Below are 16,661 nucleotides of genomic sequence, written 5' to 3' on the forward strand. Positions count from 1 at the left end.
AGTGCAAATGTAAAAGAGAGGAGAGGGAACGATGAGTTTTCGTAATGCAAAAAGTGCTTCGGCAAGTCGGCAGACAGTTCGTCAAAAAGCTGGCTATATCAAAAGAAACTGGCAGTTATATGTGTTTTTTTTAATGCCTGCCCTTCTGTTGACAATCATTTTCAAGTATATTCCCATGGGAGGAGTATTAATTGCTTTTGAGGATTACAATGTCATAAAAGGGGTGTTTGGCAGCCAGTGGGTAGGACTGGATTATTTCAGAAGATTTTTATCGTCTCCGGATTTTATGAAATATCTTCTGAATACATTGAAATTGAGTGCCTATAGTTTGCTGTGGGGATTTCCGATACCGATTATTCTTGCTCTTTTATTGAACCAGATTCGCAGAACCGGAATAAAAAAGAAAATCCAGCTTTTGATTTATGCACCGAATTTTATTTCCGTCATCGTACTCTGTGGTATGGTCAGAATGTTCTTGTCACCGGTAGGACCAATCAATCAGGTTTTTGGTAGTGATACAAACTGGATGACCATGCCGGAGGCATTCCGTACTATTTATATAGCCAGCGGAATCTGGCAGGGAGCCGGATGGGCGTCTATCATGTATACGGCTGCTTTGTCTAATGCAAGTAAAGACCTTGAAGAGGCTGCGATTGTAGACGGAGCGAATATTTTCCAGCAGATATGGTATGTACAGTTACCTGCAATTAAAAATATTATTGTAATTCAGTTTATTCTGCAGGCAGGAAATATCATGAGTATTGGATTTGAAAAAGCATATGCACTGCAAACTGATATGAACCTTCCGGCATCAGAAATCCTTTCTACATATGTGTATCGAATTGGTTTGCTGAACGGTGATTATGGATATTCTACAGCAGTTGGATTATTTAATTCTATTATTAACATTATTCTGTTGATTTTTGTGAACAAAGTAGTAGCAAAACTGAACGATGGTGAAGGATTATAAAAAGGGGGAATTTGAAAAATGGAAAATCGAAGAAAAATGAAATTTGGAATGTCCGATAAAATAATTCTGTCCATTGGATATACACTTCTTGGTGTTTTTGCTCTTGCAATTCTAATTCCTCTGGTTTATGTCGTAATTGCTTCTTTCATGGATCCGAATGTACTGAACAATCAGGGAATTAGTTTCCATTTAAAAGACTGGACTCTGGATGCATACAAACGCGTACTCGAAAACAAAATGATATGGAGAGGATTTGCCAATTCTTTCTTTTATTCTATTGCATTTACGGTAATATCAGTGTTTGTTACAATACTGGCAGCATATCCGATGTCCAAGAAAGAATTTGTAGGTAGAAAATTTTTTAATGCAATTTTTATTATCACAATGTTTTTTAATGGTGGATTAATTCCAACGTTTATTCTCGTTAATCAATTACATTTGGTAAATACAATCTGGGCAATTTTACTTCCTGGTGCATTCAATGTATGGAATATGATTCTTGCAAGAACTTATTATCAATCCATACCAAAAGAGCTACGTGAAGCCTCTCAGCTCGATGGAGCAAGTGAGATTCAGCATTTTTTTAAAATAATGCTTCCGGTGTGTAAACCGATTATTGCAGTATTAGCATTGTGGTCTTTTGTAGGAATGTGGAATGGCTATTTTGATGCTATGATTTATTTGAATGACGCAGACTTACAGCCGTTACAGTTAGTGCTTCGTTCAATTCTGGTACAGAATACCCCACAGCCTGGTATGATTGCGGATATTCAAAGCACAGCTGAGATGGCAAAGGTTGCAGAGCTTCTGAAATATGCAACAATCGTAGTGTCCAGTTTACCATTGTTAATTATGTATCCGTTTTTCCAGAAATATTTTGATTCGGGAATTATGGTAGGCTCTGTAAAAGGTTAAGGAGGAAAGTGTGATGAAGAAGAGAATGAAACATCTGTTTACTCTGGGGTTATCACTGCTTATGCTAGTTTCCCTTGTCGGATGTGGTGGAGAGAGTGCACAGGTTGCAGATACAAATCCTGATACACCAGTAGAAGAAGTGACTTTCCCGCTAAAAGAGAAAAAAGAACTGTCCTTTATTACAAGTGCACCGGCAACAAGTACACAGGATCCGAATGAAAGATTAATTTTTCAGCGCATAGAGAAACAGACAAATGTAGAAATTGACTGGACCTGTTTTGTGGCAGATCAGTTTGCTGATAAAAAGAATCTGGCACTGGCACAGTTTGGAAGTCTTCCGGACGGATTGTTTACAGCAGGAATGAACGATTATGATTTGCTGAGATATGCGAAACAGGGAATCATTATTCCTTTGGAAAATCTGATTGACAAATACATGCCAAATTTACAGGCTGTTTTTGAAAAATATCCAGAATATCGAACCATGGTTACTGCTCCGGACGGACATATTTACTCCTTCCCGTGGATTGAACAGTTGGGAGAAGGAAAAGAAGCAATTCAGGCAATCGGTGACATTCCATACATTAATAAAAAATGGCTGGATTGCCTTGGACTTGAGGTGCCGTCTACAACAGAAGAACTGGAGCAGGTATTAATTGCATTCCGTGATAACGCAGATAAGATTCAGGAAGAATGCGGTGTAGAGGGGGATGTAATCCCAATGTCATTTATCATTAATAATGGAGACCAGGATCCGGCAATTTTAATCAATGGATTTGGCGAAGGATATGGAGATACTACAGATCATTTCGCAGTGACAGATGATGGAGAGGTAATTTATACGACAGTTCAGGAAGGTTACAAAGAAGGAATTGAATGGCTGCATAAATTAGTTGAAGAAAAGTTGGTAGATCCGGAAGCATTTACACAAGAGTGGTCAACTTATGTTGCAAAAGGAAAGAATCACAGATATGGTCTTTGCTTTACATGGGATATCGGAAATATTGACAATTATGATGATTATGTGATGCTGCCGGCACTTGCCGGACCGGAAGGACTTGTAAATGTTACAAGACAAAACAACAGTGAGACGAGTGGATTTGACCGTGGACGATGTGTTCTTACAACGAGTTGCAGAGATACTGCATTGGCAGCAGCATGGATTGATCAGATGTATGCACCAATCCAGTCTCCACAGAACAACTGGGGAACCTATGGAGAAAAGGGAGCCACTAACGTATTTGAAATGAGTACAAACAGCGAAGGTGGAGAGATGCTGAAGCATATGGATCTGGGAGATAATTCACCGGTTGAGGTACGTGAAAGACAGTCTGTAAACGGTCCGCTTGCGGTGCTGAATGATTATTATGATGTATATGTGACACAGCCTGCAGATGCGAAGTGGAGACTTGATAATATGCATGAAACCTATCTGAAAGATATGAATAGCAAATATGTCTATCCGAATGTGTTTATGAGTATTGATGATACCAACAGGGTTTCCCAACTGGATACAGATATAAAGAAATATGCAGAACAGATGAAGGCGAGCTGGATTTTGAATGGCGGCATAGAAGAAGAATGGGATGAATATTTAAAGAATATGGATAAATATGGTTTGCAGGAGTATTTGTCAATTAAACAGAAATATTTTGACGAGTACCAGAAATCTTTGAATGAGGAAAAATAGGAGCATATTTTATGGAAAATAAGATAAAAATGAGTAGTTCGCTGCAGAAAGCCAGAGAATACGAGAAAAATGAAACAGTTAAAATTCCGATAGAACAAAAACCGTCTTTTCATGCTTGTTCACCGGTTGGTTGGATCAATGACCCGAATGGCTTCTCAATATTTCAAGATGAAGTTCATTTAATGTGTCAGTATCATCCGTATACAACACAATGGGGACCGATGCACTGGGCACATTATAAATCAAAAGATTTCATCAAATGGGAGCTTTTGCCGGTCTGCATGGCTCCGGATCAGGAATACGATAGTTTCGGATGTTTTTCAGGCAGTGCTATTGAACATGATGGAAAACATGTATTGGTTTATACTGGTGTAGTGGTCGGAGACGATGAGGAAGGAAAACACTTTGAACGTCAAACACAGTGTCTGGCGATTGGAGACGGTGTTGATTATGAAAAGTCAGATGTGAATCCGATTATAGGAGCAGATATGCTTCCAGATGGAGCAAGCAAAGTTGACTTCCGTGATCCAAAAATCTGGAAAGATGAAAATACATTTTATGTGATTGTCGGAAACAGAAATGAGGATGGAAGCGGACAATTGCTGTTATATTCGTCAGAAGATCTGAAGCAGTGGAAATACTGTGGCGTTGTGGATAAATGTGAGAATCGATATGGGAAAATGTGGGAATGCCCGGATATGTTTCCACTTGAAGGAAAATATGTTATTTTGACATCACCGCAGGATATGTGTGCGGAAGGACTGGAATTCCACAGTGGTAATGGAACGCTGTGTCTAATCGGCGACTTTGACAAGGAACAGGTGAAATTTGAGAGAGAGACAGAAAGTGCGATTGATTATGGGCTTGATTTCTATGCATCTCAGACTACAGAAACCAAGGATGGTCGCCGCATTATGATTGCATGGATGCAGTCCTGGGACAATTATAATACACCGGGAGAATTTCGATGGTCAGGACAGATGACAGTACCGAGAGAACTGCATATTAAGAATGGCCGCCTGTATCAGCTTCCGGTAAAAGAACTGGAAAATTATTATGCCAATACAGTCAACTATAAAGATGTGATAGTTCATGAAGCTATGGAACTGGAAGGCGTATCAGGCCGGGAAATTGACATGACGATTGATATTCAGGCAGGAGATTATGAGGAGTTCCGAATTCAATTAGCAAAAAATCAGAAATTTTATACAGAAATTTCTTACAATGCAAAAAAGGGAATTCTGACATTTGACCGTAATCATGCAGGATCCAGAAGAGATTTCATCTGTCAGAGAAGTATGAAAGTGGAAAGTCAAGATGGTAAGATCAGGTTGCGAGTTGTAATGGATAAGTACTCAGTTGAAATATTTGCAAATGACGGAGAAAAGGCGATGACCTCTCTTATTTACACACCAATGGATGCAGACAAGATTCTTTTTAAAACTGACGGAACAGCGTATATAGATATAGTGAAACACGATGTTGTTGTAGAATAAAAGTGGAAGAAATGAAAGATGTGAGTGTGGGGCTGTGCCGGTTTCCACACTCTCATATTATTATTTTCAGAAAGTTTAAATATGAGGAAAACAAAATGGAGAAGAAATATGATGTAATAGCATTAGGAGAGCTTTTAATTGATTTTACAGAAAATGGTGCCAGCGGACAAGGAAATCCTCTGTTTGAGGCGAACCCGGGAGGTGCACCATGTAACGTGTTGGCCATGTTGGAGAAACTTGGACATAAGACCACATTTATAGGAAAAGTTGGAGCAGATTTTTTTGGTGAACAGCTAAGAGATGCACTGCTTGAAGTTGGGATTAATACAGACTATCTGTATATGGATAAGGATGTGCATACAACACTCGCTCTGGTACATACGATGCCAGGGGGAGACAGGGACTTTTCTTTCTATAGAAAACCGGGAGCGGATATGATGTTATCAGAAGAGGAAGTGACAGAAGAAGCAATTATAAATGCTAAGATATTTCATTTTGGAACATTGTCTATGACCCATGATGGTGTGAGAAATGCAACAAAAAAGGCGTTAAATATTGCTAAGGAAAATGGGATTATCATATCCTTTGATCCTAACATTAGGGAACCTCTTTGGGATTCTATGGAAATAGCAAGGGAACAAGTTTTATATGGACTTGGTTTTTGTGACATCTTAAAAATATCAGATAACGAAATTCAATGGCTGACAGGAAAAGAAGATTTTGATGAAGGAATTTGCTGGATAAAAGAAAGATATCCAGATATTACGCTTATTTTGTTATCTATGGGAAAAGATGGAAGCAGAGCTTATTATAAGGATATGAAAGTAGAGGTTCCGGCATTTATACAGGAAAAAACCATTGAAACTACAGGCGCAGGTGATACTTTTTGTGGATGTATGCTTCATGGGATTTGTGAGCATGGGCTGGACAATTTAAATAGTATACAGCTTAAAGATATGTTGACCTTTGCAAATGCAGCAGCTTCTGTTATCACAACGAGAAAAGGTGCATTACGTGTAATGCCATCAAGAGAAGAAGTGGAAAACATAAGTGTCTAAAAGTTATAGTTTTCAATGAATAAGCCGGCATGATTATGAATAATCATGCCGGCTTAAAATTATCAATACTGGATATTGGACAAAAATCTTTGTGCAATTTCAAATCCGACTTGTGGATATAAATTTGCAATTTCCTGATATTTTGCTTCCGGCTTTTCCGGTGCATCTTTCCAGAGTTCTGTATAAATCTGCATTTCCTGTTTAAGATATTCCGTTCCTTCTGAAATTTTTCCCAGCATGAGCAGAATCGCTCCCATAGATTCCAGAATGATTGCGTAATCGCTGCAACATTCAGAATTATATTCTTTTACAATTCGTGCTAGTTTCTTCAACGCAGAAAGTCCTTGTTCCGGTTCGCCGAGGTCGGTCAGAAGCTCAGCATAGTTACATACCTGTGGAATACTGTCATTAGTGTAGAGAAATCACATCGTTCCATATAGGTATCATGTCCTTTCTAAAGTAGATTTTCAATATTTCTATTGAATTCATTATAAGTATTTTAAAAATTATATCACAAACATACGTTCTGGTAAAAGAAAAAACTATTAAAAATTAATAAAGTATCAATTCAACCTCAATTTGGCATCAATGTGTGTTGAAAAGGGTTCATATAAAATGAAATCAGAATTTCGAAAGTCGAATTCAACTAATACAGAACTTCTGTACATGCCTGCCAGCATAGGATGTAAAGAGGTCTGTATGCTGAAGGAGGCATATACATGAGTGGAAGATTCATGGAGACTGAAAAAGAGGAACAGAAAAAACTGATAGATAATAAAGCAGCAGTGGAATATGAATATGGCGGCTACCAGATTCGGGTACATTTTTCTGGAGAAAAAACACTGGCGCAGTGTGTGAAGAATCTGACTGAACGTAAAAGTATCTGTTGACATTGCTTGATATCTTTTGCAAGATTAAGACAATTAAAGGCAATGACTATACAAGACTAAGGAGTGAGAAAATGTTCCATGCAGGTATCTATTGCAGAGTATCTGTGGAGGAAGCTGTAAAAGTGGATAAATACAGCAACAGTATACACTCTCAGGTGAAAATGGGGCAGGAATATATTTCAGAACAACAAGATATTACATTTGTTTCCTCTTATTTGGATGATGGAATTTCCGGCAGTAATTTTGACAGACCAGAATTCCGAAGAATGCTGGCAGATATCGAACTGGGAAAAATTAATATGGTGATTATCAAAGATGTTTCCAGATTGGGACGTGAGCATATAGACACAAATTATTACCTTGGAAAGTATTTTCCAGAAAAAGGTATATATGTGTATGATGATGGGAGAGTGGAGGTGGAATGGAAGGCACTGACTTGATTTGTAGCAATAATGTAACGTCCTCTACTACTAAACTTGTAGCAATGACGTTACATCCTCCCTACTGATTTTGTGACAACAATATAACGTCCTCTGTTCCAAAACAACGGTTTTATGGGAAAAATCGAGGGAAAAAAGGTCAAAAAGTTTGTAGCAATGACTTGACATCCTCGGGGGTGCTGTGCTTAGGGGATAGTTTTCCTAAGAAATGAAGTTAAAATAAAAAAATACAAAAGACTGTTGATTAGAAAAAAAGTATTGAAGATAATAATGATATGTTTTATAATTTTAATATAAAAAATAAAATATACAATAAATTGAAAAATGATAAAACTAATGAAAAAAATGATAAAATAGAACAAAGGAGATTGAGTAAGATGAGAATATCAACAGCTGAGATTAAAATGTTAATAAAAGAATGTGTTAAGCAAGGAGGAATGTATACTGCGCCAGATTTTAAAGAGTATATAATATTAAATAGCAAGAAAGATGTTACAAGAGGGCAAATATCAGGAGCCGTTTCTCAGTTAATTGACACAAAAGAGATTGTAAGGGTTGGACGTGGTTTATATGCAAAGGATATGAAAGTGACCATAAATAAAAAGAAAAGTATTGCTGATGAAGTAGAAGATACACTAAAAATACAAATTTATAATACTATGATTAAAGTGGAGAAAGAGCTGGCAACAACAATCAGCTCAATTGATATTTGGAAATTAAATGGTGAAAATTTTGAAATTGTGACAAAAATGCGTGAATTAAAAGATACTATAGAAGAGATAAAGATGCAATGCAAATAAAAATGGTATATAGAGAGGAGAACGAGAAATGTTCCAAGAAAGTAACCGCATAGAATTTAAAGTGGAATTAAATGATAAACTGGAAAAAGAAGTGGTAGCTTTTCTGAATAATAAAGAAGGTGGCATTTTATATATTGGAGTAGATGATAATGGGAAACCAATTGGAGTTTCAGATGTCGATTCTATGCAATTGAAAATTGCAGATCGGATAAAAAATAATATTTTACCATCAACTTTAGGATTATTCGATATTGTAACTGAAGAGATAGAGAATATTTCCGTAATAAAAATCTTAATTTCTAGTGGATTAGAAAAACCATATTATATAAAGAAACATGGAATGTCACCAAACGGTTGCTTCACAAGAATGGGTACATCGTCTCAGCCAATGTCAACTGCAATGATTGATAGTCTTTATAGTAAAAGAACACATAATACTTTGAGAAATATTACATCTCCCAGACAAGATCTTACTTTTGCACAATTGAAGATATATTATCAGGAGAGGGGATTGGAGCTGAATGAAAAGTTTACAAATTCGTTAGAACTTTTAACACCTGATGGTAAGTTCAATTATGTTGCATATTTGTTGGCAGATGAAAATGGTGTATCAATTAAAGTTGCTAAATATGCTGGATCGGACAAAGTGGATTTAGTTGAAAATGAAGAATATGGATATTGCTCTTTAATTAAAGCGACACATCAAGTGTTAGAAAAGTTAAAAATTGAGAATATTACTAGAGCAAAAGTGACAAATGCTAAGAGAGTAGAAAAAAATTTGATAGAGCCTATTCCGATGCGTGAAGCTGTGATAAATGCAATTGTACATTCAGATTTTTCAAGAGAAATACCACCTGTTTTTGAAATTTTCAATGATAAAATGGTTTTCACATCTTATGGTGGACTGATTCAGGGACAAAGTAAAGAAGATTTTTTTAGTTGTAGTAGTATGCCGAGAAATCGTGAATTGATGCGTGTATTTAAAGATGTTGGTCTTGTAGAACAATTAGGCTCAGGAATGAGTAGAATTTTGAAAGAGTATGATAAAAGTATTTTTCATATATCAGAGCATTTTATAAAAGTCGAATTTCCATTTTCATTGCCAAAAGAAACCATTATCATTGCAAATGGCGATGATAATGGCAATGAAACAGGCAATGATAATTTAGAAATATGGAAAGTTATGGAAATATTAAGCGAAAATCCTTCTATTACGGCAAAACAAATGGCAAAACAAATGAATATAAGTCCAAGAAAGGTCAGTCGTCTTATAAAAGAATTAAAAGAAAACGGAAAAATTGTTCGGATAGGATCTGATCGAAAGGGTTACTGGAAAATTAAAACTAAAATTAGTGATTAAGAGAAGTTAATTTTATATGATACCATCTGGCATTTAAAGTGTTCGAATCTGAACACTTTAAAAAGCAAGCGGTATTATTGAGATTTACCCCAAGTATTCCTAAATGGGTTCAGAAAACAAATGCTGTTAGCCTTTATGTAAAACGTGGAAAAGCAGATAAAAATGATAGAAATTTGTGATAACAATATTATAACGTCCTCTATACAGAAATATGCAGTTCTAAGCCATTTTCGTGGCAAAAGAACCGCATATTTTTTACTGTATATTTAAACCTCTAATTTTTCAATTTCAGTTCCTGTAAATTCGATATCCGGTAATAATTCAAAGTAAAAATCGGAATATTTTTCTGTAAGAGCTTGAATACATCTGGCTTGAATAATCTTAAACCGTGAAAGAGAAATAGTGTCTTTGTCAAAAGTAATATAAACGCTAATCCATAGTTTTCGTCCGGTTCGGACAATATCATAATAAAGCTGTGTATGTCCATAAATGCCAATAATCGGTTCTACTGTATTTTTAATATCTTCAATAGTCTCCTGTTCCGGCGGTATTAACATTAAGTCTCGAATGCCTGTAATTACTGTTTTAATTGGCATTGGGAGCATGAATATAGAAAGAAAAATGGTGATAATCTGGTCAATATAAGGAATAACAGGAGCAAGTGGCGTATGTAACAAAAAGTTAGGAAGCAAAAATGCCACAGTCATTCCCAAAGATACAATACTGTCGATTTCCCAGCCTTTTCTTTCTGTTTCTAATAAAGGGGAATTCATCGCTTTATTCTTTTTTCGAAGATACAGAGATACAGAGATACCTAAAATACATCCAAACAGTTCAAAGTAGGCAACGGACTGAAAATCAATCAGATGTCCGCCATGAAGCATAAGGTTTAGGTTGTTTGCGATTAACCCAATGGTAACGGCTGTCATCATAATTCCTTTGACTACAACAAAGAGAGTTTCTATTTGCATATAACCAAAGGGATGTTTTTCATTGGATGGTTTGTATAGTAACGGTATTAAAAAAATAGAAGGTAAAAGCATGAAAAATTCTATGCCATCATAAACAGCGTCAAGCAAAACAGCTTGTGAGCTTGTGATAATAGCTGTTACTAATTCTACAATGACGAAAAATAGGTTTCCATATAAAGAAACGCTCATGGCTTTCTTCTCTTTTTTTTGTGCTTTCTTTTCGGTGTGCACGATTTCATCTCCTAACATATTTTTTGAAAACCATTATAACATTAGACGAGCATCTAATCCATATTGAATTTCCATTTTATTTTCAGTATAATCCTCTCATGGAAAGTAACTGGCTTTCGTAAAATCTTAAATATTAGGAAGAAAAAACATGGTAAAAAAACAAATAGAAAACTTTGATTTAGAGCAAATTTGTAATTCGGGTCAGTGTTTTCGCATGAAAAAGCTGGCGGAAAATAAATATAGAATAATTGTCGGTGCACGATATCTGGATGTTTATCAAAAAGATGGAGAAAGTATCTTTTACTGTTCTTTAGAAGAATTTACAGAAGTATGGGAAGAATATTTTGATTTAAAGAGAGCTTATAAGCTTTACATAGAGAAAATTAACCCCAAAGACACGTATTTGGTAAATGCAGCCAAGCTGGGCGGAGGTATTCGCATTTTAAAACAGGACTTATGGGAAATGATTGTTTCCTTTCTGATTTCTCAGCAAAATAATATTGTAAGAATTAGAAGATGTATTGAGAATATTTGCAGGGAATACGGAGAAGAAAAAATAACGGCTTCAGGAGAGCATTATTATGCTTTTCCGAAAGCAGAAGCTTTCGCCTGTTTAGAAGAGGATGATTTAAAAGCCTGTAACTTGGGATATCGCAGTAAATATGTGGTTCGTGCGGCAAAAGCAGTTGTTGCCGGTGAAATAGATTTGCAGGCGATTGAAAAGATGAAATATGCAAAAGCAAAAGAAGAGCTGCTTAAAATATTCGGTGTGGGGGTGAAAGTGGCAGATTGCATTTGCCTTTTTGGACTTCATCATTTAGAGGCGTTTCCGGTAGATACGCATATTAATCAGGCGCTTGAAAAGCATTATAAAAGGGGATTTCCGAAGCGCAGATACAAAGGCTTTGAAGGTGTTTTGCAGCAATATATCTTTTATTATGAGCTTTTTGGAGAGAAAACAGAATAGAAATAACAGGAGAGTTGTTGCAGATGCGGCAGCTCTTTTTGTTTTACAGAAGGTTGACAAATGTGCATCTGCACAGTAAAATTTAACTGAGGAAATGTGCAACTGCATAGGAGAAAATCATGGAAAAAGATAGAAATAAGAAGATTGAAAAGACGAAGGCGAATATATTGGAAGCATTGCTTCTGCTGCTGCAACATAAGGAAATCAATGAAATTTCCATTCGGGAGCTTACAGAAACGGCGCATATACATAGGAATACCTTCTACATTCATTATACAGATATATACGATATTCTGGCGGAAGTCGAGGAAAATATGTGCAGGAAAGTAAAAGAAATGACAGATGGAATGGAGACGACTCAGCTAAAGGAAAATCTGGAAGTCGTTTTGGAAAGTGTGTTTGAGTATCTTTATCAGGAGAGGGAAAAGTGTGGGCTGATTATGAGATACAGGGGAAGTGTTTCAAGCGGAAAAGGACTTGTGGAGTCTATTTTTGTAAAGTATTTGAATACTTTTCCAAATACCTTTAACGAGGCGTCTGTGGAATTTCAGGTACAGTTTTATTATTGCACAACCGGTGCTATGGGGATTGTGCGTTACTGGATGGAGCATGATTTTAAAGAAAGTCCCAAAAGGATGGCAGCTCTTACAGCAAAGCTTTTAACAAAGGGAATACAGGGTGCATTGGAAGAAGCCGGGAGAGGATAAGCTATGGAAGATTATGTAAAGTTGGAAAATGTAACAAAGGTTTATAAAATGGGAGAAGTGGAAATCCGTGCGGCAGATGGGATTGATTTTTCCATATCAAAAGGTGAATTTGTGGTCATTGTAGGTCCCAGTGGAGCCGGTAAAACAACGGTTTTAAATATTTTAGGCGGTATGGATACAGCCACAGAGGGAAAAGTGCTGGTAGACGGAAAGGATGTGGCGAAATATACGCCGAAAATGCTTACAGGGTATCGCAGAGATGACATCGGATTTGTTTTTCAGTTTTATAATTTAGTGCCTAATCTGACTGCTCTGGAAAATGTAGAGCTGGCGCTTCAGATTTGCAAAGAGCCGCTGGATGCAAAGAGTGTTTTAGAAGATGTCGGACTGGGAGACCGTCTGGATAATTTTCCGGCACAGCTTTCCGGAGGAGAACAGCAGAGAGTGTCCATAGCAAGAGCATTGGCAAAAAATCCGAAGCTTTTGCTGTGTGACGAGCCTACGGGAGCTTTGGATTACAATACAGGAAAGGCGATTTTAAAGCTTTTGCAGGATACCTGCCGCCAAAAGGGAATGACTGTTATTGTCATTACGCATAATTCAGCCATTGCACCTATGGCAGACAGGATTATACATATCAAGAACGGAAGGGTGTCCGGTATGGAATTAAATCCAAATCCTGTTCCGGTAGAAACCATTGAATGGTAGGTGGTGAGCGGACATGAAAAAAAGAGCAATAAGAAAAGACTTTTATGTAGAAATACGAAAAAGTCTGGGAAGATTTTTATCGATTTTCTTTATTGTAGCAATGGGAGTTGCGTTTTTTTCCGGTATTCGGGCAGGAGAACCGGATATGCGTTTCTCCGGTGACGCATATTTTGACAGAAATAATGTAATGGATCTTCGTGTGATAGGAACTTTAGGTCTGACAGAAAAAGATGTAGAAGCATTGAAAAAGACAGAAGGCGTGGAGGCAGCAGAGCCGGGATATTCGGCAGACATGCTGTTAAATGTGGAAGGAAACTACAAAGTCCTGCATGTCGCTTCTGTTTTAAAGGATATGAATAAATATACCGTAGAAGAGGGAAGAATGCCTGAGAAATCGGGGGAATGTTTTATGGACGGAGACTTTTTAAAGGCTCACGGCTTTCAAATCGGAGATAAGATTACTCTTTCCAGCGGTACAAAAGATGCCGTTACCGACACTTTAAAAACAGACACTTTTGAAATCGTAGGAAGCGGCAGCAGCTCCATGTATTTTACTTATGCCAGAGGCAGCAGTACCGTGGGAAACGGTGAAGTCAGCGGCTTTATCGGTGTCCTTCCGGAGGATTTTGGGTTGGAGGCATATACGGAATGTTATGTGTCTGTAAAAGATGCAAAAGCGTTGACAGCTTTTACTTCCCAATATGATGTAAAGGTAGAAAAGGTACAGGAAAATATTGAAGAAATTGCTGACGAACAGGGAAAACGAAGGGTTGATGAAATTCGTGAAGAAGCAGAAGCAGAGCTTGCCGATGCACAGGCAGAATTAGATAAAGGAAAGAAGGAAGCAGAAGAAAAGCTTACGGATGCCAAAAAACAGATTGATGATGGAGAAAAACAGCTTCAGGAAGGAAAAGAACAGCTAAAGAAGGCAAACGATGAGCTTCAAAGCGGAAAAAATAAGCTGTATGCCAGTCAAAAAGAGGTAGATGTAGCCAAAAAAGAAATTTCTGACGGCTGGAGTCAGTATAATACAGCCAAAAAAGAATTTGACGCACAGGAAGCAGCTTTTAAAGAGCAATATGATACAGGAATGGCAGAAATTGCCAAGGGAGAAGAAGAGCTTGCGAAAGCTTGGGATGATTTTAATAGTCAGAAAGCGGAATATGACAGTGGCGTTACAGCTCTTGCACAGGCGAAGGAGTTACTTGCGAAGCTTTTGGCAAGCTTGGAAAGCGGAATGTTGCCACCGGAGCAAATCCCTCAGATACAGGCACAGGCAGATGCGTTAAAAGCAGAGATTGCAGAAAAAGAGCCTGTTTTGCAGGCGGCAGGAGCGCAGATAGCGGCAGCACAGGCAATCTTGGAACAGAAGCAGCAGGAAGCAGACGTACAGTTTGCAGAAGCGAAAAAGCAGTTGGAGCAGGGGCAGGCAGCCATTGAGGCAGGAAGGCAGCAGCTGGAGGCAAGCAGGAAAAAGCTGGTTGAAGGCGAAGAACAGGCAAAGAAAGGACAAAAGCAGATTGACGCCGGTTGGAGTAAAATTCATGACGGAGAAAAACAGAAAACAGAAAGCGAAACTTTAGTTGCAGAAAATGAAGAAAAGCTTGCGAAAGCAAAGGAAGAATACGAGCAGGGAAAAGCAGAGGCAGAACAGGAAATTCATGACGGTGAGGAAAAGATAAAAGACGCACAGTTGGAAATCAATAAGATTGAAAACGCTCAGTGGTATGTGCAGGATAGAAGCGCCTTACCGGAATATACGGGCTTTGGCGACAATGCAGACCGTATTCGTGCCATAGCAAAGGTATTTCCGATTTTATTCTTTATTGTAGCGGCTTTAATCAGTTTAACAACCATGACACGTATGGTGGAGGAACAGAGAACGCAAATCGGAACGTTAAAAGCTCTGGGATACGGAAAGCTGAGTATTGCAGGCAAATATCTAAATTATGCTCTTTTGGCAACCATAGGGGGCAGTATTTTCGGTGTGCTTTTCGGAGAAAAGATTTTTCCTTATATCATTGTAAATGCTTATAAGATTATGTATACCCATGTGCCTGATGTGGTTATTCCTTATAATTGGGAATACGGAATTATGGCAGCGGGTGCGGCAATTTTATGTACAGGTCTGGCAACCTTTTTTGCCTGCTATAAAGAGCTTGCTTCCCAGCCGGCTGTATTGATGAGACCACCGGCGCCGAAACAGGGAAAACGAGTTTTTTTGGAAAGAATTCCGTTTATATGGAGACATTTAAGCTTTATCTGGAAGTCTACTATCCGAAATCTTATTCGCTATAAAAAGCGATTTTTCATGACAGTGTTCGGTATTGGAGGCTGCATGGCGTTAATGATTGTAGGCTTTGGTCTTCGTGACTCTATTTTTGCCATTGGTAAATTGCAGTACGGAGAGCTTCAATTATATGACGGCATGGTTATTTTGAATACAGATGCAGAGGAAGAAGACAGAAAAGAGCCTGCGAAGTACCTTTCTTCAGAAAAAGAGGTTTCTGATATTATGGAGGGATACTCAAAGAGAGTGACGATTTCTAAGGGAAAGGAAGAACAGGAGGTTTATTTAAGCGTACCTTCTGACCTTGAGAAAAACAAGGAGTTTCAGGTTTTCAGAAACCGCATTACAAAGAAGGAGTTTGAGCTGGAGAAAAATTCCGTAATTTTAACAGAGAAGGCGGCACAGCTTTTAGATGTTGAAAAAGGTGATAAGATTGTTCTTGAGGATAAGGATGAGAAACAGGTGGAACTTCAGGTAACGGATATCTGTGAAAATTATATGGAGCACTATCTGTATATTTCACCGGAAACTTACAGAGAGATTTACGGCGAAGATATGGAGCCGAATACCGTATACTTTAAGATGAAGAACTTTAATGAAAAAGGCGTAAAGGAAATCGGAGAAAATATTCTGGATAAACGTGGGGCTTTGAATGTGACCTATACCTATAATATACAAGGGCAGTTAGACGATATGCTGGAAAGCCTTGACATTGTGATTGTAGCGCTGATTATTTCTGCAGGTCTCCTTGCTTTTGTAGTTTTGTATAATCTGAATAACATCAATATCACAGAGAGAAAACGTGAGCTGGCAACCATTAAGGTTTTGGGATTTTATGATAAAGAGGTTTCGGCTTATGTGCTCCGAGAAAATATTTTGCTTACCATAATCGGTGTAGTAGTGGGAATTGCACTGGGAAGTATTCTCCATCGTTTTGTGATTGTGACAGTGGAAATTGACAGTGTGATGTTCACCAGAATTATTGAAAATATTAGCTTTGTGTTGAGTGCAGCGCTGACTTGTATGTTTTCCTTTCTTGTAAATGCAGTGATGTACTTTAAATTAAAGAAAATAGATATGGTAGAGTCTTTAAAGAGCGTGGAGTAAGAATTCTTACAAAAGATGTAAGTGTTTTTTCCGGCTGTCATCTTTTATAATAAAGGTATCT

15 protein-coding genes are annotated in these 16,661 nt (G+C 37.6%); 13 read left to right on the forward strand and 2 right to left on the reverse strand.

Translation table 11 applies throughout. The annotated features are described in order from the left end of the window. Positions 1 to 31 precede the first annotated feature (31 nt). The 5 genes from CGC63_RS02225 (at position 32) to CGC63_RS02245 (ending at position 6,129) form a co-directional block, all read left to right on the forward strand. Positions 32 to 970 carry an ABC transporter permease gene (locus tag CGC63_RS02225; protein ID WP_004221316.1) on the forward strand — a complete coding sequence of 313 codons (939 nt, stop codon included), beginning with the start codon at positions 32 to 34 and terminating at the stop codon, positions 968 to 970. Positions 971 to 988: 18 nt separating this feature from the next. Next, entirely contained in the window at positions 989 to 1,885 is an 897-nt protein-coding gene (locus CGC63_RS02230; protein ID WP_004221315.1) for a carbohydrate ABC transporter permease, read from the forward strand. A gap of 13 nt (positions 1,886 to 1,898) precedes the next feature. Beyond that, complete coding sequence (locus CGC63_RS02235) at positions 1,899 to 3,575, forward strand: type 2 periplasmic-binding domain-containing protein (RefSeq protein ID WP_004221313.1); 1,677 nt, start codon at positions 1,899 to 1,901, stop codon at positions 3,573 to 3,575. A gap of 11 nt (positions 3,576 to 3,586) precedes the next feature. Beyond that, complete coding sequence (locus CGC63_RS02240) at positions 3,587 to 5,071, forward strand: glycoside hydrolase family 32 protein (protein ID WP_004221311.1); 1,485 nt, start codon at positions 3,587 to 3,589, stop codon at positions 5,069 to 5,071. A gap of 95 nt (positions 5,072 to 5,166) precedes the next feature. Next, positions 5,167 to 6,129, forward strand: a complete 963-nt coding sequence (locus CGC63_RS02245; protein ID WP_009247200.1) for a carbohydrate kinase family protein — start codon at positions 5,167 to 5,169, stop codon at positions 6,127 to 6,129. 62 nt (positions 6,130 to 6,191) lie between these two features. On the opposite strand, the gene CGC63_RS02250 is transcribed toward CGC63_RS02245, so the two are convergent. Next, entirely contained in the window at positions 6,192 to 6,461 is a 270-nt protein-coding gene (locus CGC63_RS02250; protein ID WP_009247199.1) for a hypothetical protein, read from the reverse strand. 387 nt (positions 6,462 to 6,848) lie between these two features. Here CGC63_RS02250 and CGC63_RS02255 point away from each other — a divergent pair, with 387 nt between their 5' ends. The 4 genes from CGC63_RS02255 to CGC63_RS02270 all read left to right on the forward strand — a co-directional run bounded on the left by CGC63_RS02255 (position 6,849) and on the right by CGC63_RS02270 (position 9,619). Beyond that, positions 6,849 to 7,019, forward strand: a complete 171-nt coding sequence (locus CGC63_RS02255; RefSeq protein ID WP_004221303.1) for a hypothetical protein — start codon at positions 6,849 to 6,851, stop codon at positions 7,017 to 7,019. A 71-nt stretch (positions 7,020 to 7,090) separates the two neighbouring features. Further along, positions 7,091 to 7,459: a recombinase family protein gene (locus tag CGC63_RS02260; protein WP_009247198.1), complete on the forward strand. Its 369-nt coding sequence runs from the start codon at positions 7,091 to 7,093 to the stop codon at positions 7,457 to 7,459. A gap of 377 nt (positions 7,460 to 7,836) precedes the next feature. Continuing rightward, complete coding sequence (locus CGC63_RS02265) at positions 7,837 to 8,259, forward strand: hypothetical protein (protein WP_009247197.1); 423 nt, start codon at positions 7,837 to 7,839, stop codon at positions 8,257 to 8,259. A 28-nt stretch (positions 8,260 to 8,287) separates the two neighbouring features. Then, complete coding sequence (locus tag CGC63_RS02270; protein ID WP_004221296.1) at positions 8,288 to 9,619, forward strand: RNA-binding domain-containing protein; 1,332 nt, start codon at positions 8,288 to 8,290, stop codon at positions 9,617 to 9,619. 266 nt (positions 9,620 to 9,885) lie between these two features. On the opposite strand, the gene CGC63_RS02280 is transcribed toward CGC63_RS02270, so the two are convergent. Next, the gene (locus CGC63_RS02280) at positions 9,886 to 10,821 is read right to left on the reverse strand and encodes a cation diffusion facilitator family transporter (protein ID WP_009247195.1); all 936 of its coding nucleotides are present in this window, start codon (positions 10,819 to 10,821) and stop codon (positions 9,886 to 9,888) included. Positions 10,822 to 10,969: 148 nt separating this feature from the next. Between CGC63_RS02280 and CGC63_RS02285 the strand changes: the two genes are divergently transcribed. The 4 genes from CGC63_RS02285 (at position 10,970) to CGC63_RS02300 (ending at position 16,600) form a co-directional block, all read left to right on the forward strand. Next, positions 10,970 to 11,788, forward strand: coding sequence for a DNA-3-methyladenine glycosylase family protein (locus CGC63_RS02285; RefSeq protein ID WP_004221279.1), 819 nt, complete (start codon positions 10,970 to 10,972; stop codon positions 11,786 to 11,788). 119 nt (positions 11,789 to 11,907) lie between these two features. Continuing rightward, the gene (locus CGC63_RS02290; protein ID WP_004221276.1) at positions 11,908 to 12,495 is read left to right on the forward strand and encodes a TetR/AcrR family transcriptional regulator; all 588 of its coding nucleotides are present in this window, start codon (positions 11,908 to 11,910) and stop codon (positions 12,493 to 12,495) included. 3 nt (positions 12,496 to 12,498) lie between these two features. Further along, on the forward strand, positions 12,499 to 13,203 hold the full coding sequence (locus CGC63_RS02295) for an ABC transporter ATP-binding protein (protein ID WP_004221273.1): 705 nt from the start codon (positions 12,499 to 12,501) through the stop codon (positions 13,201 to 13,203). A gap of 13 nt (positions 13,204 to 13,216) precedes the next feature. Further along, on the forward strand, positions 13,217 to 16,600 hold the full coding sequence (locus tag CGC63_RS02300) for an ABC transporter permease (protein ID WP_004221270.1): 3,384 nt from the start codon (positions 13,217 to 13,219) through the stop codon (positions 16,598 to 16,600). Positions 16,601 to 16,661: the final 61 nt, after the last annotated feature.

It is taken from the genome of Blautia hansenii DSM 20583 (assembly GCF_002222595.2).
In the GTDB taxonomy this organism is placed as follows: domain Bacteria; phylum Bacillota; class Clostridia; order Lachnospirales; family Lachnospiraceae; genus Blautia; species Blautia hansenii.

Excerpts from the sequence above, each read along its gene's own strand:
- CGC63_RS02240 (WP_004221311.1), top strand. The coding sequence starts at position 3,587 with ATGGAAAATAAGATAAAAATGAGTAGTTCGCTGCAGAAAGCCAGAGAA.
- CGC63_RS02225 (WP_004221316.1), top strand. The coding sequence starts at position 32 with ATGAGTTTTCGTAATGCAAAAAGTGCTTCGGCAAGTCGGCAGACAGTT.
- CGC63_RS02285 (WP_004221279.1), top strand. The coding sequence starts at position 10,970 with ATGGTAAAAAAACAAATAGAAAACTTTGATTTAGAGCAAATTTGTAAT.
- CGC63_RS02290 (WP_004221276.1), top strand. The coding sequence starts at position 11,908 with ATGGAAAAAGATAGAAATAAGAAGATTGAAAAGACGAAGGCGAATATA.
- CGC63_RS02260 (WP_009247198.1), top strand. The coding sequence starts at position 7,091 with ATGTTCCATGCAGGTATCTATTGCAGAGTATCTGTGGAGGAAGCTGTA.
- CGC63_RS02245 (WP_009247200.1), top strand. The coding sequence starts at position 5,167 with ATGGAGAAGAAATATGATGTAATAGCATTAGGAGAGCTTTTAATTGAT.
- CGC63_RS02300 (WP_004221270.1), top strand. The coding sequence starts at position 13,217 with ATGAAAAAAAGAGCAATAAGAAAAGACTTTTATGTAGAAATACGAAAA.
- CGC63_RS02265 (WP_009247197.1), top strand. The coding sequence starts at position 7,837 with ATGAGAATATCAACAGCTGAGATTAAAATGTTAATAAAAGAATGTGTT.
- CGC63_RS02230 (WP_004221315.1), top strand. The coding sequence starts at position 989 with ATGGAAAATCGAAGAAAAATGAAATTTGGAATGTCCGATAAAATAATT.
- CGC63_RS02295 (WP_004221273.1), top strand. The coding sequence starts at position 12,499 with ATGGAAGATTATGTAAAGTTGGAAAATGTAACAAAGGTTTATAAAATG.
- CGC63_RS02270 (WP_004221296.1), top strand. The coding sequence starts at position 8,288 with ATGTTCCAAGAAAGTAACCGCATAGAATTTAAAGTGGAATTAAATGAT.
- CGC63_RS02235 (WP_004221313.1), top strand. The coding sequence starts at position 1,899 with ATGAAGAAGAGAATGAAACATCTGTTTACTCTGGGGTTATCACTGCTT.
- CGC63_RS02255 (WP_004221303.1), top strand. The coding sequence starts at position 6,849 with ATGAGTGGAAGATTCATGGAGACTGAAAAAGAGGAACAGAAAAAACTG.